Origin of the sequence: Microbacterium sp. cf046, assembly GCF_900114345.1 — a bacterium.
Lineage (GTDB): Bacteria > Actinomycetota > Actinomycetes > Actinomycetales > Microbacteriaceae > Microbacterium.
In genome coordinates this window covers 1,276,836-1,297,319 of record NZ_FOZJ01000003.1, presented here as the reverse complement: position 1 = coordinate 1,297,319, position 20,484 = coordinate 1,276,836, and the positions used below count along the sequence as shown (strand labels likewise).

Genomic DNA, 20,484 nt, shown 5'->3' with positions numbered 1-20,484 from the left:
GAATGCATTCATCACCTGCCACCCGGTCGCGAGCAGCAGGATCAACCAGACGATCCAGCCGACCCTCCCGGTACGTATCTGGGCGGTGGATCGGCGAGAAACGGCGGCACCGCCCAGGTGAGCACCAGCATCATCCGTCATGCGGACATCTCGGCGTTGGCGCGATCGTTCGCAGGCATCGCAGGCGCTGAGCCCTTTCGCTAGCGGACAGATAGTCTCAGCCAGACTTAGCAGATGACGTTCTCGAAATCCAGCAGCACACTCCCCCACGTCTGCTCACACAACGACCGGCTTTTGGGCCGCCGCGAACCGCCCAGCCACCCGCCCATCTAACGCCGCGAGGCACGAGCCCGTCGCTCCGTGCCGCACGCGATAAACAGCGCCACTGACGGACCGCCATACGGGTTGCTGGGGTCAGGTGGATGTGAGGCCGACCAGTAGTCCGCCGGTCACTTCACGGCGAGGTTGTAGATGCCGGGCAGGACGGGCCTCAGAACGGTGAGGCGACGAAGTCATGACCGGGGCCGGCGTGCGGTCACTCGGACATGTTGGACAGGCTTCTCAGGCGTGTGGAGCAAGCGTCGGTCGGGCACCGCGGTCCAGTAATCCACGGCCGTAGCTCTGGCTCAACGGCTCGGATCGTCGAGAAGGGAGTCGACGACTACCCGGGTGAGGAAGGCGACGATCTGAGCCTGGGTCCACTGCCGGTCGTGGCGGAGTTGCACGTAGGTGCTGTCGCCGCAGAGCAGGAGCAGCGCATCGGTGGCGGTCGCGGGGGTCAGGTCGGCGCGGAGCGGCCCTTTCGCGGCGACTGTGTCGATGACCTGGCGGTAACCTGCTTCCTGCATCCGGTCGTGCTTGTCCTGGATCGCTTGAACCTCAGTGTCAGCGAGAGAGCCCGCTTTCAGCACCACCGAGACGAAGGCGGCCCGCTCGAGCAGGGGTGCAGCGCCTTGCACGAAGGCGACCAGTGCGTCGGCGGCGGTGGCCGCGGCGCGCATCTCCTCCCACCAGGCACTCGCCTCGGGGGGCGTCGCGTCCACGCCGAGAACGGCGTCATCGATGACCGCGCTGATCAGCTCCGGCTTGTTGTGGAACACGAAGTACACCGTCTGCGGAGCGACTTCGGCTCGCCGCGCGATGGCGGTGATCGTTGCTCCGTGATAGCCCTTGGAGACGAACTCCGCTGTGGCTGCGTCCAGGATGCGTCGGCGGGTCAGCCGCGTCTGCTCTCGCCGAGCCGATCCGTTGACAACACCCATGGGCATCACTATATTGCTTGTCAACACTAGAGTAGTGCTCTAGTGTTTTCCTCCAGAGGAGGCGTGTATGTTCAACGTGACGACGCGGAAGGTGCTCGCGGGAGAGGCCGACGCGGTATTCCGGTTCGTCGCCGACCAGACGAATGCCCCGCGCTGGCAGTCGGGGCTCCATCAGGTGCGTCGACTGACGTCGGGACCTCTCGGGGTCGGAACTGAGCACGAGTTCACTCGCATCTTTGCTGGCAGAGTTCTCACCAGTCGCAATCGATTCGTGCGGTTCGAGCCTGGGCACCTGGTGGAGTTCGAAGTGCCCGGCGCCTGGCTGTCCGGCCGCGCCTCGTACGTCGTCGAGCCCGTCGCGGAGGGCACGCGGCTGATCAGCAGGATGCAGTTCACCGCCCAAGGCGCCTGGCGGGTGCTCGAGCCGATCCTGCGTCTGCTGATGGCGCGCGACGCGACTCGAGATGAGGCCCGACTCGCTGCGATCTTCGCATCGGCCGCAGCGCAGAACAGCACGGTTTCGCCCCAGGGGCCAGCAAACAATAGACCGCTGGCGGGTGCCGCCGCCAAACAGCTTGAAGTCGAAGAAAGCCGTGAAATGAACACCGGACCTATCCACGCCGACGCCCGCGCCGGCCGGCCGCGAGCGCGCGCAGCGGCTCTGAGCATCCTCATTGGCGCATTCCTCGGGATCACCTGGGCCGCCGGATTCCGGGCCTTCATGGCGGAGATTGCGGGTCCCGAGTCCACGTTCGGCTGGTACGCGACCTTCGGCGCCGTGCTAGGCGGCGCAGGAATCGTCGGCGGTCTGCTTGGCTGGGCGGACCACATCCGCCGCACCGGCGGTCGGCCGCACTGGCGGTGGCTCGCATTGTCGCCTCTCATCTTGGGTCTGTCCCCCCTCACCGTGCCGGGGACTCTCGCGGCACTCGCGCAGGGCATCGGCACAGCCGGAATGGCCGTCGCGATCATCGCCATCGGCCTCGGCTACGCCTTCGGCGGCCGCGGGCGCGCGTGGCTACGCGCTGTCATCGGCGTCATCGCGGCCGCGGCGGCGGTCGCCCTGGTTGCCTTCACTCCGCTGATCAGCGAGGGCCGCATCTCGTTCAACGACCCGCGCGGCGCGTGGGCGGGAACTCTCGCACTCTGTTCCATCATGGTGCTCGGGCTCGCAACATCCATCCCCTTCAGACCCGTGCACCCATCTACCCAAGCTGCCGACGCGCCGCCGCCCCCGATCAAGAACAAGACGCCCACACCAGGGTGATTCACGCGGTCAACTGGATCATTCGGCCCCAACAGCGCCTGTGACAGTCGAGTGCCGCTGGTCACCTGCCCTGCCGACTGCGGATCCGCTATCGCGACTGAAGTGTGTCGCGCTGACGGACCGTGCTGCGCGACGCTGGAGCGGTGACGAGTGCAGCGAGTGCTGGCTGCGCCCCTCTAGATCAGAATTGACGCCCACTACACGCCCTCGCGCGGCAGACGCACTAGCCATTCCGTCTCCGCGCATCTCCGACGTGGAGTCCACGTTGGCAGGAAGCGCTGACGGTTCCTCAGCCATGGCCACACACCTTTGGACGAGCAGCCAGAGAGCCATTGCTCTGCGTGACTGACTTCACAACCAAGAGGGAACGCTGTACCTTCCGGGCTAGGAAGGTATCCTCGCCGTGCCTGCCGTTTCTCAGCGGCTGAACCCTCCAGTTAGGTCGACATGACTCCTGGTGTGCCCGCTAATGACGATGCCTCGGCCGTCGGTGGTTCGACCGCAGACCCTCTGGACCCTGATCGCCCGCCGCACCGAGCGGCCTGGTCCGCCGACGGCTATCGCCCCGCGGACCTCGACGTCGAAGGCGAATCAGCGTCCGAAACATCCGGCGCTGAGCCAGCCAGACGGCGACGTCGGACGAAGGTCGCCGCGGCGATCGGCGGTGGGCTGCTGCTGTTCGCGGCGCTGATCGCGATGGCGCTTCCGGGAGGCCCGTTGAATCCCCGATACAACCGGGAGGCGCCGGTTGAACTTTCAGCTTTCGAGGAGGTGGACTGGGATCGATATGTCGACCTCACGGTCTACGACGACGAGTACGAAGGAGAGCACTTCATCGCATACGGCACGATCCAGGGTGCAAGTGGGTCTTGTCCATCGGTCGCCTTCGTCGACAATGTCCAGAACATCGACGCGGACGTTTACCGCGAATGGAAGTGCCTGCTCCCCGCGGCGGGAGATGTCAGCGATCCCGATCCTCCGAACCTGTCCGCATTCGAAACCGGGACCCATGTGGAGATGTGGGTCACGGTGGTGACCGAGAAGATGCGGGGCGACGAGCGCTTCCCGGTCGACCTCAATAGCTTCGCTGTCCACCATCTCGAGGAGATCCCCGATCGGTGAACGACCCACTCGCGAGCATCGCGATGATGCGCACGGAACCCTGGCTACCGGCACCCTAAGAGCCGAGCGCTCGCACGGCTGTATCGCTCAGCGGCTAATCATGCCTGCCCGCCCTGAGCCGGCGGCATGATCTCGACCGCTGAGCGACGGGCCTACGAGCGGTCAAGGAACGGCCTGGGACATCGCGGGCGCAGCGGCCGAGCGCGTGGAGACAGGCTGATTGACAACGTCACCAGCTGCGGATCGGCGCCCGCGGCTCCCCTGGGCAATTGCAAGGCTTCATAGTTGTGACTCGATTCGACCGGCGCATCGCTCATCGCTAGAGTTCGGCTACACATCTGAACTTCTCCGCTAGGGGTTCAACGGCGCGAGCCCGTTCCGGTTCACGCTGCGGGACGATCGGATCGCGAGCGTACAAATCGTTCCCGACTGATCGCGCACGCGCCCTGGCGATCAATCGGGATTCGAGAGGTCGAGCGTTGTCGACCCTCTCTAGGATGTCGCCATGGGCACGATCGAGTTCGTCACCCTAGAGGTCGGGGACGTAGCTGAGGCTGAGGCGTTCTATGCCGCCGCGTTCGATGTCGGCGACCGGGTGCGAGTGCAGGAATCTCAGCAGCCCAGCTCTGGATTCCGAGGGTTCACGCTATCGCTGGTGGTGTCCCAGCCCGCCACCGTCCGCAACCTGATCGACAGCGCCGCCGCCGCGGGAGCAACGGTGCTGAAACCGGCTGCGAAGTCGCTCTGGGGCTACGGCGGGATCGTCCGGGCGCCGGACGGCACGATCTGGACGGTCGCGTCGCAATCGAAGAAGGACACCGGCCCCGCCACACGGAAGGTCGACGAGTTCGTGCTCCAGCTCGGCGTCGCCGACGTCACCGCGAGCAAGCAGTTCTATGCCGGCCGCGGGTTCTCGGTGGGCAAGAGCTATGGCCGCAGATACGTCGAGCTCGATACAGGCGCCGTGGCGCTGACCCTCAACAACCGGGCCGCGCTTGCCAAGACCACCGGCATCCCAGCCGACGGCAACGGATCGCACCGGCTCCTCATCTGCGGCGCCGGCAGCGACTTCGCCGACCCTGATGGATTCATCTGGAAGGCACCCTCAGACTGAGCGTTGCGAACGCCGCTCAGGACTTACCGGCGTCTACTACCAGGGCTCTCCGCGGTTCCATCCCGGCTTCAGGATCAGTCGGTCGTCGTGCTCGCGGTGACGGCACTGCTCTGCGAACAACCTGGCCGCATCCGAATCGGCAAGGAGACCCGAGTACTCCTCATCGCTCAACGAGTAGTACTCCTCGTAATCGGCGAGGTTGCTCCCGACGGGGATCGAGAGGTAGGCGGTAGCAGACTCCTCCTCCACTCCGAGGGAGTAGCGACCGGCCTTGTCGATGAAGGCGTCCACGAACCTCACCTTCAGAACGTACTAGAGGTGAGACTTTGCGCACTCGAGTCGCGGTCGCTGAAGGTCCGGCTTTCGGCCGGTACGGTCGAGTGACAGGCTGGGCGGCGTGGGGTCCCGAAAAGTTGTCGTATACGAGTTCACGAGCCTCGATGGCGTGGCCGAGGATGTTGCTCGCTTCTTCATGGGATGGGATGACCCGGAAGTGGATGCCGCCGGTGAGGCGGTGATCGCAACACAGGATGCCGTCATCCTGGGCCGCCGCACGTTCGATGAGTGGGCCGGCTTCTGGCCGACCAGTGACATCCAGCCTTTCGCGACGTTCATCAACGCGGTCCCCAAATACATCGCGACATCCTCGCCGCTGGACCAGGTGTGGGCGAACGCGACAGCGATCGACGGCGATCTCGTCGAGTTCGTCGCCGAGCTGAAGACCCAGCCCGGTCGCGACATCGGCGTGCATGCGAGCATCTCCGTGGCCCAGACTCTGCTTGCCGCCGGCATCGTCGACGAACTTCGAGTCATCGTCGCGCCGGCCATCGCTGCGACCGGCCGCAAGCTCTACGACGGGATGCCACAGATCGGATTGGAGCCGATCCGAAACCTGGTCTCTCCGCTGGGCTACCTGATCCTGCACTATCGCGTCACCACGTAGCCATGGCCCACATACCCGCTCGGTCCGAGCGCGACCGCACGGGGACCGGCCTTCCGGGCGGCTCGTAATTGACACGGGAGAGCCGAAGGGTTGGAGTGGTGGGATGTTCGCGCCTGCAGATCGAACCGCATTCCGTGACGCCCTGGTGCGCTGACCGAGCGCTCAACGACCCGCTGGCGACAGACTTGGCTTGGCTGCTTGGGGCTTCGCGATCAGCGTTGCGCACGGAAGTCTCATCGATCGCGTGGAATGTCTGCAGCAGCGAGATTGCTGCAACAGGTGTGAACAACGACGTCAGCACGGCCCTGCACCGAAGTCAGCTCATCGACCTGACGACGACCGGTCGCCGTAGCGGGCTACCGCGCCGCATTGAGATCTTCCTGCACGATGAGGACGGCGTGCTGTTCATCACCGGGATGCCGCGTCGAGACCGCACAAGGGACTGGATACACAACATCACCGCAGACCCCAACGTCATCGTGCATTTGAAGAAGGGCATCGACGCCGACATTCCTGCCACGGCGCGGGTAATCACCGATCCCCACGAAGCACGGCCGCTCATCGAGGCCGCCGCACGCCGATGGCGCAGAGACGATGTCGACGACATGATCGCGCACAGTCCACTCATCGTGCTGACTGCGGCTACCGCGCCCGTCGCCTGACGGCATCCCGAGTCACTGGCCGCGGTCCCAGCGAGAAGGAAGACAGCCTCCTTGCGGCCAAGGAACAGCGGGAAGGCACATGCACTTCTCCGCTTGTGCTTCGAGCGCGGTATGTCTATCGACGCTCGCGGGCTGCGAGCGTGAGGAGCGCAACGACGTCGTCGAGGCGCTGTTGGGCGGTGTCGGCGCAGGGGGCGAGTAGCAGTTCAGTGACGCCCGCCGCCTCGAAGTCGGCGATTCTCTGGCGCAGCCCGTCGGGGTCGCCGAGGAGGGTCACGCCCTGCACGAGCTCGTCAGGAACCGCGGCCACCGCCTCGGCCCTGCGGCCCGCGAGGTAGAGGTCCTGGATCGCTGCGGCCTCCGCCGCGAAGCCGTAGCGGGAGACGATGTCGTTGTAGAAGTTCTTCCCCTTGGCTCCCATCCCGCCGATGTAGAGCGCGAGGTATGACCGGATCCGCATGAGAGCCTCGGGCGAGGGATCGCCGAACGCGAAGAACACCTGCACTTGGATGTCCAGCGGCCCGAGCTCGGAGCCGCGCCTGGACATGCCCGCCTCGAGTGACTCGCCCCACACCTTTTTCGCGAGCTGCGGGTCGAAGAAGATCGGCTGCCATCCGTCGGCTATCTCGGCGACCTGAGCCACGCTCTGGCGACCGAGCGCGGCGATCGAGATCGGGATGTCGGGGCGCGCCATGTGGTTGATGAGCTTGAGTGGCTTGCCCAGACCCGACCCGCCCCGCTCGCGCATGAGTGGAATGGAGTAGTGCCTGCCATCGTGCATCACTGGCTCGCGCCGCCAAGTCTGCCGGCAGATCTTGACGATCTCGCGGGTGCGCCCGAGGGGCGCGTCGTACGGCACGCCGTGGAAGCCCTCGATCACTTGAGGGCCGGATGCGCCCAGTCCGAGCGTGAAACCGCCGGGTGCGAGCGAGTCGAGGCTGGCGGCAGTCATCGCAGTGAGTGTGGGGGTTCGCGTGTACAGCTGGAAGATGTTCGACATCAGGCCGATGGTCCGCGTCTTCGCCGCGAGGTAGCCGAGGCGGCTGACCGCATCGAACGAATACGCCTCGGCGACGGCGATCGTGTCGAGCCCTGCCGTCTCGTAAGTGTCGACAGCATCCGCGATCTCGCCGATGTCGGCCGAATAGTTCTGGATCAGTCCGAACCGCATCGTGCGCCCGCCTCTCGAACACCAAGGTCGCGACACTCGCCAGACCCTCGCCGATCGATCCTAGGCCTCGCCACCCTTGCTGTACGCAGCACCTGGGTGGACGGAATCGGCGGCTCCATGACCGACCGGCCCGCGAACGAGAGTCGAGCGAGTGGCGAGTCTGCGAACTGGCTGGACAGGAGCATGCGCACGCCGCGCGCCTCCGACTCTGTTCCACGCACTCTGTGTCCGCATGAGACGCTCATCTCATGCAGCGCACCGCCGATCTCCCGCTGAAATCGACCGTCGACGAGGGTTGGAAGAGCACCGCCTCCCTCGCGGTGTTCTGGGTACTCGCAGTCGTCGGGCTTCCCGTGATGACCGGCGCCTGGCTGCTGCTGCCGTTGGCATCTCTCGAAGAGCTCACCGAGCAAGGTAAAGCTGTCGCGGCCGGCACATCGATGGCTGGAACCACGTTCCTATACGGAGTTCTACCGCTCGTCCTTGCCCATGTGGTGGGCCTTGTGCTCCTGTGCTCGATCGGTGGAGCTGGCCGATACAACCGCCGCTCTGGCGTCTTGCTGGGGATCGCTGCTGTCGCCGCTACGTCTATCGTCGGGCTCACCGTGACCCTGATCATCTCCGGCGGCCAACTCATCGCGACCTCGAATTACGTGCCCTGACAGGGCGCCTGGAGCTGGGCCGCCCAACTCGATGCGCGCCCGCGCGAGGACGCATGGGGAGCGGCGCGGGCACCGCCCTCGCGAGCTGAGTCTGCCCGGTTCACTCGAGCCCCGCCGACCTGCTGAGCGCTACGATCGGCGGCGCTGGCCGCTTGACCTGAGGGCGCCGGATTCGGGCATCGCCCGTACCGGGATCGGGTCTGAACTCGGATGTGCGGCCCTGGGTGTGCACCACCCTGCACCCCACGTTCACCGCGCGCCACGTCCTCCTCCCCGGTGGCGGCGCGCTATGCCCAGCCGAGCTCATGCAGCCGGGCGTCGTCGAGCCCGAAGTAGTGACCGATCTCGTGCACGAGCGTGATGCGCACCCGCGTGCGCAGCGCGTCGAGGTCTGCGCTGTGCTCCTGCATGTTGTTCTTGTACAACGTGATCCGGTCGGGAAGCTCTCCGAAGCCGTACACCCCGCGTGTTGTCAGCGGATGCCCTCGGTAGAGCCCGAACAGTCTTGGCCGCTGTCCCACGGGCTGGTTTTCGATGACGATCCCTACGTTCTCGAGCCCACGGACCATGTCATCGGGCAGAGCGTCGAACTCCTCCGACACCATTCGGTCGAACTCATCGTCCGAGATCTCGACCATGATCCAATCTTGCGCCCTTGCGCAGCATGGAGCGACCGAATCCTCATCGCACTGGGCAACGATCGCACGCACCAAGGCGAGCCTCCGCGCACCGCCCGCGTAGGGATCCGAGCTGCGCCATGCAGAGCGAATCGCGTTCAGAGTGTCGAGAGCGCCCCAGCGATTGCGTCTTCCACGGCCAGACGCCGCAGACCGGATACCTCGGCGTCCATGCTGCCGAATGTCGTGATGTCCCATTCGAGATTCAGCGCCGCGTTGACCGCGGTCAGAACCTCCGCCAAGCGCTCGACCTCGGCGAGCGCAAGCATTCCGCTGAGCAGCCGTGCCCCGCGCACCGCGCGCTGAGACGTTCCTACCAGCTTCACGACGCCGCGCGCGTTGATGCTGAACTCCCCGGGACAGTATTCTCCGGGCACTTCGCCGACGCGGGCATCGACGCCGAGCCCTCGAAGCGCGCCGGCAAGGGCCTCGCCGATCTCGTGGAAGAACCGCGCCTGATCCATCGGGCCCTCGCGCTCGCGGGTGACGACGTCGAACACGATGCACGTCTCGTCGTAGGCGACGGCCCGCCCGCCGGTTGGGCGGATGACCGGCGCGAACCCACGGTTCCGAGCGTGGCGCTGCGCCGTCTCGAATCCGGGCAACCGACTCTCGCGACGGCTCATCGCAACAGTCGGCACAGGCGTCACCAAACGCACGACACGGTCGTCGGGGATGGTCCCCGCGGCCACGGCACGCAGCAGATCCACCGATCGGGCCAGGTCGGACTCCGCGTCCAGGCGCTCGTGCTGGCGGATGACGAGCCGCCGCCCCGTCGAGGTCGATGCGTCAAGTTCGGCCATGGGGCAACACTCCCACACGATCGACCCAACACCCCGGGCAGGAACGCGCCTCCCTATACTGACGACCGTCAGGAGATCACGGGAAGCAAAAGGAGAACCGACATGACTGATGAGACAGCCGCCGCGGCGGACGAGATCACGGCGGCAGCCATTACCGACGGCGCGTACACGCTGATCGCAGCCGACTTCGCCGACGTCAACGTCGCGCTGGAGGCCTATCAGGCGCTCAAGGACGTCGAGGACGGAGCGACGGTCAAGATCGAAGGCGTCGTGGTCGTCAAGCGCGACAGCGACGGCAAGCTCGAAGTGCAGAAGGTCACCGATCACAGCACTCGCGACGGGCTCGCGTGGGGAGCGGTCGGCGGCGCCGTTCTCGGCATCCTCTTTCCGCCCTCGATCCTCGGCAGCGTCCTTGTCGTGGGCGCCGGCGGCGGGATCATCGGGAAGTTGCGTGAGCGCCACCACAAGAAGGAGCTGGCGGAGGAGCTGCAGGACGCGATCGAGCCGGGCCACTCCGGCATCGTCGCCCTGGTATCCGACCCGGGCGAGGTGAAGATCCGCAAGGCGCTCGAAAAGGCCGACAAGATCGTCGAGAGGGCCGTAGACGACGCCGTGGCCACGGACGCAAAAGCAGTGGCGAAGGCAGAAGCGGACGACAAGAAGTAGCGCCCGGACGGCGAGGAGTGCCGCGCTGCGTGCCGCACTCCTCGTCGAGCACAGCCGGCAGGTGACTCTTGCCGTTCCGGCCGGCCCGCCGAAGCGCACCGAACCTCGCCGGGACCATGAGCGATCGACCGACTCGCCGGCGATCAGAATTTCTGAAGACCGGTCGGCGGCACTTCAACGGCGCAGACTGGGACCGTGTCAACCACGTTCGCTCGCGCCGTCACCGAATACTGGCTCACACGCTCGCCGGATGCGGTCAAGCCCGATGAATACACGGTCGTCATCGACGAAACACTCCGTGAAGATCTCCTGCTTCAGCTGCTCGTCGTACTTGACGGCCCGCGGATCGCGACGATCGCGCCAACCGTGGCAGCGAGGCTCTCTCTCACGGACGGCGACACCGTCTCCGACGGTGTGCTCAACGGCAAGCTCCAGACGGCCGGGCTGGAACTCAACGGGGCCGACCACCTGTTCTACTTGCCGCTCCGCGAGCAAGCAACGCTGCGCTCTCACCCCGACCATGCCGACACGCGCCGACTTCGCGCGGCCGACACCGCGTCGTTCGAGCGATTCTGCGCGAACGCCCCCGAAGCCGACCTCGACGAGGCGTTCGTGGAGCTCGACCACTGGCTCGTATACGGCACGTTCGCCAATGGCCAACTCGTTGCCGCCGCGAGCATGTACCCATGGCGCGGCACTCGGCTCGCGGACCTCGGTGTCATCACCCTCCCCGCCTACCGCGGTCGCGGCCTCGCGAAACGGGTGGTGCGGGCGATCGCCGCAGACGCGCTCGGCCAGGGCTTCGAGCCGCAATATCGATGCCAGCTCGACAATCTGGCATCCATTGCGCTCGCAGGCTCCGCCGGCTTCGCGCGGTTCGGTGAGTGGGACGTGATCGCCGACGTGAGCTGACGAGTCGCCGGCCGCACGGCAGGCCATCTCTCACTCGCCGAAACGCACGCCGTGTCGGTGGCTTCCCCCCGCGTCGAATGGAGCGGTCTCGTGACCGGCGAGTTCGTGTATCCACGGCGGATGCCGGTCGATCTCCACCGAGCCGGTGCCGACGGTGAAGTAGGCGACCACCGGCCGGCTCGCGATGAACTCGACCGCGAATGCGCTCGCGCCGCGGACACGGACCAGGGCATTGCGCGACTGCAGATCCTGCATGAACATGGCAAACGCTTCAGGATCAGTCACTGACGGTCCACCCGCTCCGGCCGGCATCAGCGAGAGCAGCTCATCGACGAGGTCCTCGCGCTGGGCCATCGACAATCGGGCAAACGCGGCCGCGTAAGCCTTGTCCGCTACGGATGCTGGGACGGTCCCCACGACATACGCGTAACGCCAGATCTGCTCATCGGCGCTGAGCGCAGCATGTCCGTGGTGCTTCCTCACGATCCCTCCCACCCGATGCGCATCAGGCTACGCCCAGCGCGGCGAGTCGTCGATCACGCGCATCGAAGCGACGGCAGACCCTGGCGCGTCGGAGAGATTGATGTGAGGCTGACGACTGTTCCTCCACCGCGTTCCTCCTTCGTCATCGATGGCACATGCGTCGCGAATCACTCCACAGCCCACCGCACGAGCGCAGCCGCGCCGAGCTTCGCACTCGCCGATGAGCGTGAACAGCGCACTCATCGTCGCGGGCGGCCACGGCCGCCGCATGGGGGCGACGTCGCCGAAGAGTCTCACGAGACTGGGCGGTCAGCCGATACTGCATCACCTGCTCAAGATGATGCGCGACGAAATGATCGGACAGATTGTTGTCTCGCATGATCGCGACGACTTTCACGAAGAAATAGTGGAGGTGGCCGATCAATTCGGAGCCGTCGTCGTGCGCGATGAGGGTTACGGTTCGACAGTCGAGGTCGCACTCCAGCACTCAGCTCTGATGGGCGAACGATTCCTGTTCGGGTACGGGCATGCGCTCGTCGACAGCGGCGTGCTTCGGTCGCTTACCTCCGGCGCCGCAGAGGCGACCACGTTCGCGTCGAGTTCTCGGCGGCAGCCGATCCCGTTGGCCGATCGCTATATGGAGCCGCCTTTCGTGGTCGATCGCGAATACTTGACTCGCAGCCAGCCCGAAGGGTGGCTTGACTATTGGACCCGGCATACCCCCCGGGGAGGCGGCGAATGCGGAACCCTTCCGGAACCGAACACTCTCCTCGAACTGGCAAACTACCGCGACACCTGGTCGAAGAAGCTCCGCGGAGATTGAGGGACCTGCTCGTCCTCTGACCGCTCGCGAACGGCAAGACTCGCCAGCTGGACGACTGGGTCTCGGCCGGATGAACGCGCGGTGCCTCAACAGCCGTTGGGGGGCCCAACCGGTTGGGTAGTGATCCCATCTCCCAAATCCACGACGTAGGCAGTCGTGGAGCCATTCCCGCAGGGCAGGTCGAGGTCCACGATGATGGAGCCGTTGTTATCCGCCCTGCCCGACGCGAACGGCGTGGTCGTCCCGGTGAGCGAGAAGAACACCTGCCACTCGACGTTGGGGCTCACGGAACCTTGAAGCACCCCCCAGCAGTTGCCGCAGGAGTCCTCGGTGAACACAGAGTCGATGAACAGCGTCGCATCCTCGCCGCCCTTCGCTGCATGGCTGACGCAGTCCCCCGCGTTCTTGAACGGACGCCCGGTCTCGGCCTCGAATCGGTTCTGGTGCCCACCCTGCTGGCAGGCATGGGCGTTGTCGCTGTTGCCGCCCTTGGCCGCAACGGCAGGACCAGCCGCGACCGCGCTCAGGGCCAGCGCCAGCGCGACTGCCAGCAACATGCCCCGCACACGCTTCATGCCACAACCCCCGACTCGCGTCGCCGATGCGGCCCAGCCTATCCCTCCAGCAACGACTCCACATGGGCAGCAAACGACAGCGCACGGGAGTCAGTCGGATCGTCGACGACTCGGGGTCGACCGAGCGCGAGACCTGCAGGATCGCGAGCAAGCCTGCGGCAGAGCCCATCCTCGGAGGCAGCCAATCCCGTCGAACCGAGGCCCGCCCAGCCACCCAGCACCTTGGTCGCGCGCGCCGCGGGGAGATACCCGCCGGCTACAGCCGACGCGCCAAGCAGGCGCGGGCAACGAAGCCCGAGTCGCGCAACCCCATCACCATGCCGCCATTGCCTCTTCCAGCCTCGTGCCTGCTGCGGACAATGCCAGTGCGACCGCTTCATCCAGTGCCATCTTCGCTCCTGCCTGCTCACCGGCATCGACCCCGGCAGGGTCGGTCTCGCGAATGGCGGCCAGGGCAGCGAGGTGCACGGCGAGGCCCTCGATGTCGAGGATGCCGGTGCGTTTCCGGGCGTCCGACGCGACCTTCGAGAACGCGCCCGCACGCCACGCATCACCTCGCGTCGCGGCGATTGCGGCCAAGCCGTCGAGCGCGAATGTGACACCTTCCTCGTAGTGCAGACGGATCGACAGCTGAAGGGTGAGGTACCACTCCTGCTCGGCCGCTTCGACATCCCCCGTGAGGAACAGCACCCGGGTGCGATTGTTGCCCGCGACGGCGCGCGTGTACAGATCGTGCTGTTCGTCGGCGATCTCGGCCGACCGCGAGAAGTGCGCCAGCGCGCCATCCATCCTGTTGTTCACGACGTCCACCCAGCCAAGCCCCACCTCGGCCATGGCCTCCGACCACCGGTCGCCAAGGTGCTGAAACCTCACCACCGCTTCGGTCAGCTCGGCTTCCGCGGCCTCCGCGTCAAGATCAGCGAACTGCAATCGCGCGGTGCCCCGACCCGCGAGGGCGATCGCTGCGGCGTCCTCGTCGCCGCTCTCTTCGAACAGCCGCGCGCTCTCGCCGAGCCCTGCGACAACTTGCTCCGACGGATGCTGCCACATCTCGCTCCACATGGCGAAGAACTGGGCAACCGCGCGCGTGTGCTTCGAGATGGGTTGCTGTTTCTCAAGCAGTTCCAGCATCCACAGCCTCACCTCGGAGAGGAAACCGGAGATCCACCAATAGACGAAGAGGGTCCAGGCGAACTCGCCCGCGTCGTCCAGTCTGTCGGTGTCTATCAGATGGCGTACCGCGGCTCGAAGGTTCGGCAATTCCATGCCGAGCTGCTTCACGGCCTCCACTTGACCGGCACCGCGCAAGCCTGGCGCAACACGGCGAACGAGATCGGCGTAGTGGTCGGCGTGGGCGACACACAGCACGGCCAACTCGCCGCGCTGCTCGAGGCGATCTGTCGCGTACTCCCGCATGAGAGCGAGCAGGGAGAAGGTCGTCCTTCCGTCGACCTCGGTCGAGTTGACGAGCGAGGCGTCGACGAGGTCGGACAACGCGTCAATGGCGTTTCCTTCCCACGGGCGCCCTGGGCCTATCGCTTCGACCGCTTCGAGGGTGAATTTGGCCGCAAACACGCCGAGATCCTCCAGCAACGCACGCTGCTCTGTGGTGAGGAGGCTGACACTCCATTCGATCGTCGCGCGCATTGTGCGGTGCCGACTGGGCATGTCCCGAGCGGATACCGTGAGCACGGTGAGGCTGTGGTCGAGGCGCTGCGCAATGTACTCGGGTGTGAGCACACGCGCCTGCGCGGCTGCCAGCTCGATCGCGAGGGGCAGCCCGTCCAGCCGCCGGCAGATGTCCGAGACGGCAGAAGCATTCTCGTCAGTGAGTGCAAATCCTGGATTCACCGACTGCGCTCGGTCGACGAAGAGTGCCACCGCCGCGGACCGGCGTGCTGTCTCCAAATCCGTAGGGCCGCTGCCTTCGGGTGGCGGAAGTGACTCCACCTCGTACACCTGTTCTCCCCGAATCCTCAGCACGATTCGGCTCGTGACCAGGAACCGTGCCATGGGCGCGGCCGAGTAGAGCCGTACAAGTGTCGGCGCGGCATCCACGATCTGTTCGAAGTCGTCGAGCACGATCAGCACGCGCCTGCCTTCGAGTGCGCGCGTGATGCGAGCTTCCAGACTCGCTTCTCCGTTGTCCCGGATGCCGAGAACATAGGCGATGGTAGGGAGAAGCAGACCAGTCTCGAGCACCCCTTCGAGCGGAACGAAGTACGTACCATCCGGAAACAGATCGACGGTCGTGTGGGCCACTTCAATCGCGAGCCGGCTCTTACCGATCCCCCCAGGGCCGACCAGCGTCACAACGTGGTTGTCGTCCCGCTCCAAGCGCTCCCTCACGTGGGCCAAATCCTGCTCACGGCCGATCGTCGCCGTGAAGGCAGCCGGCACCCGGGCAATGGGAGCCGCCGGACCCGGCTCCCCTTCGATCGGAGCAAACCGGGATTCGTCGAATCGTTCGGCGAGGAGAATGGCGAGGTCCTCTTCGACTCGATCGGTCAATTCGGCCGCATCCGTGAACGTCATGTAGGACACGTGGTCGTCGGACTGGATGCGCGCGATGAGTTTCTTCAGCCGTTCGTCCCGGTCGCCGCTCTCCTTGATGTAGATCAGCTTCGGCATCGTCGCGGGCGCGAGGTCGTATTCGTCCTCGAGTCCGGAGACTGTTTCGTCCGGCGCAACCCAGCCATAACTGTCGGCGTAGATTCCAATGAAGATGTCGCTCTGCGCAAGGTAGGACCGGTACAGATCGCGAGGCGGATGCGGACGCGCCCCGAGCTCGAACATCACCGGTGCCAACCGCATCCGTTCGATGCCCGCCCGGATGGCGCGACGCTCGTCTGCGAGCTCCCGCAACGTCGAGCTCACGAACACCCTGATGTGCTGATCCGGCGTCCGGATCACGGATGGCACCCCTGCCATGACCTCATGATCTACCGCTGGCGCCCGCCTGGCTAGGGGTCTTCCCACGGCGCGTTCGATGGGCCGAGCATCAACGACGCATGACTCGACTTAGAACACCAACTGCAGCACCGCGACGACGCCGATCGCGATCAAGAACAGGGCGGCGAGGATCATCAGCCAGTACGGGGCACCGCCGACCTCTCGACGGAGGAATGGTTCGGTGCCGTTGGAGCGGTGTGAGTTTCGGCTTCTGGCCATGCGCCTGACGCTACGTGACGAACGATACGCGCGACTGGGGTCGCCCTTGCCCGGAGATGACGTTATGATCGGCCGCCCTGGGTGGTCCTGCGCGAAGAGGGATCCGCGGTGGCGCACACGCATGATCCGTGCAGACTCCGCCCGCGGCTGGTTCACTGTGGAGTTATGGATGGTTCGGTGAGCGACGCCGAGGTCGCGGTGCGTGCGGCGCTTGCTGGCGCGGCGGTCGTCCGATCCCGCTACGGGTCCGGGTCTCGCCGCGTGTCGGAGACGGGTGTCGACTTCACAACGGATGCCGATGTGGAGGCAGAGCGAGCGATCCGCGCCGTGCTCTCGACGCTTCGACCCGGGGACGCGGTCCTGGGTGAGGAACTCGGCGCGAGTGGTGACTCGACCCGGATCTGGTTGGTCGACCCCATCTGCGGCACGATGAACTTCGCGGCGGGGTTGCCGGTGTTCGCCGTGAATGTCGCTCTCGAGGTTGACGGCGCCACCAGAGTCGGGGCGGTTGCCGACCCGGTCGCCGGCCACACGTTCTGGGCGGATGGGACCGACGCATGGCGACGGGTGGACGGCGTAGACAGCCTGCTGACGCCGTCGTCGTGGTCCCGCTTGGTGACAGTGAATCTCGAGAGCGCCTACTCCAACGGGGTCGGCGCGCGGTTGCTGGTGGACGAAAGGGTCCGCTCCCGGTTCAGCCCACGGTGCCTGTCGAGCACCTTGGCGCTCGCGTGGGTGGCCACCGGCCAGCAAGCGGCCTACGTCACTGGCGGCGACCTGCGCGGCAGCGTGCACTGGGCTGCGGGCATCGCACTTTGCGAGGCCGCCGACGCCGTCGTGACGAACCTCGCCGGCGGCGAGCTTCACACCGGCGACCACGGTCTCCTCGCCGCCGCCGACGCGGAAACGCACGCATTCCTTCTCGAAGCGATTCGGTAGCTCAGACGGGCGACGAGCACCCCTCGGAGGACCCGTCGATGGGCGCATGCCCGCGAATCAGCCGCTCCACGGCCGCCCCGATGGCATCTGGAAGGAGCATCGGTGCGATGGCGAACGCGGCTGGCGCGGCACCGAGCCAACGCCAGCCGCGGCGTCCCCCGCTCAACCGAATGGTGTGCGCCCGCCCCAGCAGGCCGCCGACGATCACCCCCGGAAGCAGAATGGCCGCGAACGTATCGAGCCAGCTGACGGTCGACCCATAGCCGGCGAACTCGCTCATCACCGCGCGGAAGGACGCCGCCCAGGCGAGCCCACACAGGGCGCCCAGTCCCACGGTCGCCCTGACGCGGCGGACGCTCATCGTCCCGCGACCATCTCGGGCAGTGCCAAACGCTTTCCAGCCCGCACCCAGCTCACCCCTCGTCGGTGCCTCTCGAACGGTGGGTGGACATCTCGCTGTTTGGGAGTCTCAACACCGTGGGAGTTCAGCTTTTGTGATTATGCCGCAGCGGCGGTCCCACATGCGACAGGCGCCTTCACCGGGCACTCGGTCACCAACGGCTGCAACTCTGCCCGCTCATGGAGCGGCCGGCGGTCAGGGATATTGTCCGTTACTCCGTGCGTCGATACTCTGGCGCCAACTCATCGCGCCCGACCGGTCTGGGGCTTGCCGTGCGCATCATCGTTGGAGGCGGTTTCATGGTCACTCTTCGCCGTTTGCCGGGGCCAGTCCTGGCAATGCTGCTTTTCCTGCTCGCGCTTGTGGCAGTGGTTCCCTTGATCGGCGCGAAAGGGCCGAACAACTCCAACGCCGCGCAGTGCCAGAAGGGGGGCTGGGAGGTTCTGGCCACCACCGCGGCACCATTCGACGGGTTCGCGAACCAGAGTGAGTGCGTTTCGGCAGCAGCGAAGGGCGCCACGTTGACCGCCCTTCTCTCCACAGTCGTCACGGTGTCGCGGCAACCCAGCGGGTTCACCTTCATGGGTCGTTCCATGTGCAGGCTGGAATACTCCGTGGCCAACCCGAACCCCGCGTACAACGCGTACACCGTCACCGTCACGCTCCGCGAGGGGACCACCTACTCGCTTCCCACGGGCACTCTCGTTTACGGCGACACCGCCGACTACGCCATCGCCGGCGCGACCGCCATCGCGCAACCCGGCGACGTCACCGTCCCGGTCCTCATCAACGATGGCTGTACAACCTGATCCGTGACGGCGCCCGCATTCGACGTACCTCATCTGCGCCGTTCGTACGGGGGTTGGTGTCAGCGGTCCGGCGCGAGGAGCCCGCTCTCGTAGGCGAGGATCACGAGTTGTGCGCGGTCGTGGGCGTACACCTTCGCCATCACACGATTGACGTGGGTCTTCGCGGTGTGGGGCGAGATGTGCAGCTCGTCTGCGATCTCCTGATTCGAACGTCCCCGAGCCACGAGCAGCAGCACCTCGCGTTCGCGCTCTGTCAGCTGCTCGAGTTCGGGCGGGATGACGCGCGCGGCGCCGGCCGGTCGAGCGACGGGCGTGACGTACTTCGTGATGAGGCTGCGCGTCGCGACCGGCGACAAGAGCGCCTCGCCCTCGCTCACGGCTCGCACCGCATGCACGATCTCTTCGGGTTCCGACCCCTTGCCGATGAACCCACTGGCTCCCGCCCGCAGCGCCGAGACGATGTACTCGTCCTCTTCGAAGGTCGTCAGGATCAGCACACGGGTTGAGGCGAGCTCCGGGTCAGCACAGATGGCGGCGGTCGCGGCGATGCCGTCGAGGTGCGGCATCCGGATGTCCATCACGACGACATCGGGATGCAGCTCCGCCGCTGCTGCGATCGCATCGTCGCCGTCGATCGCTTCGCCGACGACGTCGACGCCGTCGGCATGGGACAGGATGTCGGTCACCGCCTGCCGGATGAGCGGCTGGTCGTCCACCACGAGCACGGTGATCACAGGTCGCTCACTTTCGTCAGGGGCAGAGTCGCCGCGACCCGCCACCCGCCCGGATTCGGCCCGGTCTCGACGATCCCGCGCACGGCCGCGACTCGCTCGCGCAGCCCGACGAGCCCCAGGCCCGAACCTGCCGCGCCGTCGATGGATGCCTCGGTCGACGGAACGACGGGATTGGTGACGACGATCCGCAAGACGTCGTCGTCGACCTGCAGCAGGACATGCGCGCGCGACTCCGCGCCGTGCTTCAAGGCGTTGGTGAGACTCTCCTGAATGACGCGGTACGCGACGAGGCCGGCTGCCCCGCTCACCGCAGCGGGGTCTCCTTCGGCTCTCACTGTGACGGCGAGCCCCGCCTCCTGAAACTGTCCGACAAGCTCGTCGAGCCAGTCGAGCCCGGGCTGGGGCGTGATGGCCGAGTCGTCGTCGTCGGTCCTCAGGACATCGAGCAGCGATCCGATCTCGCCGAGAACGGTCCGCGCCGCCGCCTGGATCGTGCGGACCGCTTCCTGTGCCGCCTCAGGTCGTGACTCGATCGCCGACGACGCGACCCCCGCGTTGAGGCTGATGACCGCGATCTGGTGCGCGACGGCGTCGTGCAGATCGCGCGCGATCCGGAGCCGCTCCTCGGAGACCTGCCGACGCGCCTCGGACTCGCGTGTCTGCTCGGCGCGCTCAGCTCGTTCGGTGATGGCCGCGATGTACTCCCGCCATGAGCGAGCGCCGTCTCCGGCTGCGGCGGCGAAGGCGACCGTGACCGCCACGGCGAACGCGCGGAGATCGAGCAGGCTGCTCAGCGACGCGAGGACGTTGATCACGATGATCGCGCCGATCGTGACAAGCGCCGTGATCAGGGCCGCTCGCCGAGGCAGGCGGTTGGCCGCCCCGAACATCGCGATCGCGATGGCGAGGACCACCCCTGGCCACAGCGACTCCGTGAATCCCGCCACCGCGTACAGCGCGACGGATGCCGCAAGCACCGCGATTGGCCAGCGTCGCCGCAGCGGCAGGATGAGCGCGGGTGCCAGCACGAGGGCGAACGTGAGCACGTCGTTCGGACGGAACTCCGCCTGCGGAAAGGGGAGATACGCCGAGCCGATGATAAAGACGGCCGCGATGACGTCGCCGACCCACGAAGGCACCCGCGGATGCCGCCCGCCCGGGCCGATCTGCCGGCCGACGTCGAGTGTCATCAGACCAGTGTGGCGGGCCGCGCGACCCACGGCATCCACCATTCGCGGCACACGGAGTACCGCGATCGCAGTACTCGAAGTGTCCACCCCGGGGTGACG

Annotated in this window: 23 protein-coding genes; 11 read left to right on the top strand and 12 right to left on the bottom strand. The window is 66.2% G+C overall.

Annotation, left to right across the window (positions count from 1 at the left end; genetic code table 11):
- Window positions 1-626: 626 nt before the first annotated feature.
- Window positions 627-1,262: a TetR/AcrR family transcriptional regulator gene (locus BM349_RS18480; RefSeq protein WP_175525364.1), complete on the bottom strand. Its 636-nt coding sequence runs from the start codon at window positions 1,260-1,262 to the stop codon at window positions 627-629.
- A 67-nt stretch (window positions 1,263-1,329) separates the two neighbouring features.
- Here BM349_RS18480 and BM349_RS18870 point away from each other — a divergent pair, with 67 nt between their 5' ends.
- The 3 genes from BM349_RS18870 (at window position 1,330) to BM349_RS18465 (ending at window position 4,765) form a co-directional block, all read left to right on the top strand.
- Entirely contained in the window at window positions 1,330-2,529 is a 1,200-nt protein-coding gene (locus BM349_RS18870; RefSeq protein WP_217645700.1) for an SRPBCC family protein, read from the top strand.
- A gap of 459 nt (window positions 2,530-2,988) precedes the next feature.
- Entirely contained in the window at window positions 2,989-3,651 is a 663-nt protein-coding gene (locus tag BM349_RS18470) for a hypothetical protein (RefSeq protein ID WP_091709225.1), read from the top strand.
- Window positions 3,652-4,156: 505 nt separating this feature from the next.
- Entirely contained in the window at window positions 4,157-4,765 is a 609-nt protein-coding gene (locus BM349_RS18465) for a VOC family protein (protein ID WP_091709223.1), read from the top strand.
- Window positions 4,766-4,801: 36 nt separating this feature from the next.
- On the opposite strand, the gene BM349_RS18460 is transcribed toward BM349_RS18465, so the two are convergent.
- Window positions 4,802-5,065, bottom strand: coding sequence for a hypothetical protein (locus tag BM349_RS18460; protein WP_091709221.1), 264 nt, complete (start codon window positions 5,063-5,065; stop codon window positions 4,802-4,804).
- A gap of 97 nt (window positions 5,066-5,162) precedes the next feature.
- On the opposite strand from BM349_RS18460, the gene BM349_RS18455 reads away from it, so the two are divergent.
- Window positions 5,163-5,708 carry a dihydrofolate reductase family protein gene (locus BM349_RS18455; protein ID WP_091709219.1) on the top strand — a complete coding sequence of 182 codons (546 nt, stop codon included), beginning with the start codon at window positions 5,163-5,165 and terminating at the stop codon, window positions 5,706-5,708.
- Between the two features lie 281 nt (window positions 5,709-5,989).
- The gene (locus BM349_RS18840; RefSeq protein WP_175525363.1) at window positions 5,990-6,370 is read left to right on the top strand and encodes a nitroreductase family deazaflavin-dependent oxidoreductase; all 381 of its coding nucleotides are present in this window, start codon (window positions 5,990-5,992) and stop codon (window positions 6,368-6,370) included.
- Between the two features lie 115 nt (window positions 6,371-6,485).
- Here BM349_RS18840 and BM349_RS18445 read toward each other — a convergent pair whose 3' ends face one another.
- Entirely contained in the window at window positions 6,486-7,541 is a 1,056-nt protein-coding gene (locus BM349_RS18445) for an LLM class F420-dependent oxidoreductase (RefSeq protein WP_091709214.1), read from the bottom strand.
- A 248-nt stretch (window positions 7,542-7,789) separates the two neighbouring features.
- Between BM349_RS18445 and BM349_RS18440 the strand changes: the two genes are divergently transcribed.
- Complete coding sequence (locus BM349_RS18440; RefSeq protein WP_091709211.1) at window positions 7,790-8,203, top strand: hypothetical protein; 414 nt, start codon at window positions 7,790-7,792, stop codon at window positions 8,201-8,203.
- A gap of 287 nt (window positions 8,204-8,490) precedes the next feature.
- Here the strand turns inward: BM349_RS18440 and BM349_RS18435 are convergent, their stop codons facing one another.
- Together BM349_RS18435 and BM349_RS18430 are read right to left on the bottom strand one after the other, a co-directional pair.
- On the bottom strand, window positions 8,491-8,841 hold the full coding sequence (locus tag BM349_RS18435; protein ID WP_091709209.1) for a metallopeptidase family protein: 351 nt from the start codon (window positions 8,839-8,841) through the stop codon (window positions 8,491-8,493).
- Window positions 8,842-8,978: 137 nt separating this feature from the next.
- Entirely contained in the window at window positions 8,979-9,683 is a 705-nt protein-coding gene (locus BM349_RS18430; RefSeq protein ID WP_091709207.1) for a lipoate--protein ligase family protein, read from the bottom strand.
- Window positions 9,684-9,785: 102 nt separating this feature from the next.
- On the opposite strand from BM349_RS18430, the gene BM349_RS18425 reads away from it, so the two are divergent.
- Both BM349_RS18425 and BM349_RS18420 read left to right on the top strand, forming a co-directional pair.
- Window positions 9,786-10,349 (top strand): DUF1269 domain-containing protein, encoded by a 564-nt coding sequence (locus BM349_RS18425; RefSeq protein ID WP_091709203.1) that lies wholly within the window; start codon window positions 9,786-9,788, stop codon window positions 10,347-10,349.
- A 195-nt stretch (window positions 10,350-10,544) separates the two neighbouring features.
- On the top strand, window positions 10,545-11,261 hold the full coding sequence (locus BM349_RS18420; RefSeq protein ID WP_091709201.1) for a GNAT family N-acetyltransferase: 717 nt from the start codon (window positions 10,545-10,547) through the stop codon (window positions 11,259-11,261).
- Between the two features lie 30 nt (window positions 11,262-11,291).
- Here the strand turns inward: BM349_RS18420 and BM349_RS18415 are convergent, their stop codons facing one another.
- The gene (locus tag BM349_RS18415) at window positions 11,292-11,744 is read right to left on the bottom strand and encodes a hypothetical protein (protein WP_139230989.1); all 453 of its coding nucleotides are present in this window, start codon (window positions 11,742-11,744) and stop codon (window positions 11,292-11,294) included.
- Window positions 11,745-11,964: 220 nt separating this feature from the next.
- On the opposite strand from BM349_RS18415, the gene BM349_RS18410 reads away from it, so the two are divergent.
- A complete protein-coding gene (locus tag BM349_RS18410) occupies window positions 11,965-12,567 on the top strand; it encodes an NTP transferase domain-containing protein (protein WP_175525362.1) in 603 nt (200 codons plus the stop codon).
- Between the two features lie 86 nt (window positions 12,568-12,653).
- On the opposite strand, the gene BM349_RS18405 is transcribed toward BM349_RS18410, so the two are convergent.
- From BM349_RS18405 to BM349_RS18835, 3 genes are all read right to left on the bottom strand, one after another.
- On the bottom strand, window positions 12,654-13,142 hold the full coding sequence (locus BM349_RS18405) for a hypothetical protein (protein WP_139230988.1): 489 nt from the start codon (window positions 13,140-13,142) through the stop codon (window positions 12,654-12,656).
- Between the two features lie 312 nt (window positions 13,143-13,454).
- On the bottom strand, window positions 13,455-16,073 hold the full coding sequence (locus tag BM349_RS18400) for a DUF4062 domain-containing protein (protein WP_091709190.1): 2,619 nt from the start codon (window positions 16,071-16,073) through the stop codon (window positions 13,455-13,457).
- Window positions 16,074-16,163: 90 nt separating this feature from the next.
- Window positions 16,164-16,313, bottom strand: a complete 150-nt coding sequence (locus BM349_RS18835) for a hypothetical protein (protein WP_175525361.1) — start codon at window positions 16,311-16,313, stop codon at window positions 16,164-16,166.
- Between the two features lie 177 nt (window positions 16,314-16,490).
- Here BM349_RS18835 and BM349_RS18395 point away from each other — a divergent pair, with 177 nt between their 5' ends.
- Window positions 16,491-17,252: an inositol monophosphatase family protein gene (locus tag BM349_RS18395; protein WP_254774005.1), complete on the top strand. Its 762-nt coding sequence runs from the start codon at window positions 16,491-16,493 to the stop codon at window positions 17,250-17,252.
- A 1-nt stretch (window position 17,253) separates the two neighbouring features.
- Here BM349_RS18395 and BM349_RS18390 read toward each other — a convergent pair whose 3' ends face one another.
- Window positions 17,254-17,613, bottom strand: a complete 360-nt coding sequence (locus BM349_RS18390; RefSeq protein WP_091709184.1) for a hypothetical protein — start codon at window positions 17,611-17,613, stop codon at window positions 17,254-17,256.
- Between the two features lie 377 nt (window positions 17,614-17,990).
- On the opposite strand from BM349_RS18390, the gene BM349_RS18385 reads away from it, so the two are divergent.
- Complete coding sequence (locus BM349_RS18385; RefSeq protein ID WP_139230987.1) at window positions 17,991-18,461, top strand: hypothetical protein; 471 nt, start codon at window positions 17,991-17,993, stop codon at window positions 18,459-18,461.
- Window positions 18,462-18,520: 59 nt separating this feature from the next.
- Here BM349_RS18385 and BM349_RS18380 read toward each other — a convergent pair whose 3' ends face one another.
- The gene (locus tag BM349_RS18380; RefSeq protein WP_091709179.1) at window positions 18,521-19,195 is read right to left on the bottom strand and encodes a response regulator transcription factor; all 675 of its coding nucleotides are present in this window, start codon (window positions 19,193-19,195) and stop codon (window positions 18,521-18,523) included.
- The gene (locus BM349_RS18375; RefSeq protein WP_175525360.1) at window positions 19,192-20,385 is read right to left on the bottom strand and encodes an ATP-binding protein; all 1,194 of its coding nucleotides are present in this window, start codon (window positions 20,383-20,385) and stop codon (window positions 19,192-19,194) included. The genes BM349_RS18380 and BM349_RS18375 overlap by 4 nt, the downstream gene beginning before the upstream one ends.
- Window positions 20,386-20,484: the final 99 nt, after the last annotated feature.

Bases quoted from the DNA above. Each gene is read 5' to 3' on its own strand.
- BM349_RS18480 (WP_175525364.1), bottom strand. From the start codon at position 1,262: ATGGGTGTTGTCAACGGATCGGCTCGGCGAGAGCAGACGCGGCTGACC.
- BM349_RS18870 (WP_217645700.1), top strand. From the start codon at position 1,330: ATGTTCAACGTGACGACGCGGAAGGTGCTCGCGGGAGAGGCCGACGCG.
- BM349_RS18465 (WP_091709223.1), top strand. From the start codon at position 4,157: ATGGGCACGATCGAGTTCGTCACCCTAGAGGTCGGGGACGTAGCTGAG.
- BM349_RS18445 (WP_091709214.1), bottom strand. From the start codon at position 7,541: ATGCGGTTCGGACTGATCCAGAACTATTCGGCCGACATCGGCGAGATC.
- BM349_RS18440 (WP_091709211.1), top strand. From the start codon at position 7,790: ATGCAGCGCACCGCCGATCTCCCGCTGAAATCGACCGTCGACGAGGGT.
- BM349_RS18435 (WP_091709209.1), bottom strand. From the start codon at position 8,841: ATGGTCGAGATCTCGGACGATGAGTTCGACCGAATGGTGTCGGAGGAG.
- BM349_RS18430 (WP_091709207.1), bottom strand. From the start codon at position 9,683: ATGGCCGAACTTGACGCATCGACCTCGACGGGGCGGCGGCTCGTCATC.
- BM349_RS18425 (WP_091709203.1), top strand. From the start codon at position 9,786: ATGACTGATGAGACAGCCGCCGCGGCGGACGAGATCACGGCGGCAGCC.
- BM349_RS18410 (WP_175525362.1), top strand. From the start codon at position 11,965: ATGAGCGTGAACAGCGCACTCATCGTCGCGGGCGGCCACGGCCGCCGC.
- BM349_RS18405 (WP_139230988.1), bottom strand. From the start codon at position 13,142: ATGAAGCGTGTGCGGGGCATGTTGCTGGCAGTCGCGCTGGCGCTGGCC.
- BM349_RS18400 (WP_091709190.1), bottom strand. From the start codon at position 16,073: ATGGCAGGGGTGCCATCCGTGATCCGGACGCCGGATCAGCACATCAGG.
- BM349_RS18835 (WP_175525361.1), bottom strand. From the start codon at position 16,313: ATGGCCAGAAGCCGAAACTCACACCGCTCCAACGGCACCGAACCATTC.
- BM349_RS18390 (WP_091709184.1), bottom strand. From the start codon at position 17,613: ATGAGCGTCCGCCGCGTCAGGGCGACCGTGGGACTGGGCGCCCTGTGT.
- BM349_RS18385 (WP_139230987.1), top strand. From the start codon at position 17,991: ATGCTGCTTTTCCTGCTCGCGCTTGTGGCAGTGGTTCCCTTGATCGGC.
- BM349_RS18375 (WP_175525360.1), bottom strand. From the start codon at position 20,385: ATGACACTCGACGTCGGCCGGCAGATCGGCCCGGGCGGGCGGCATCCG.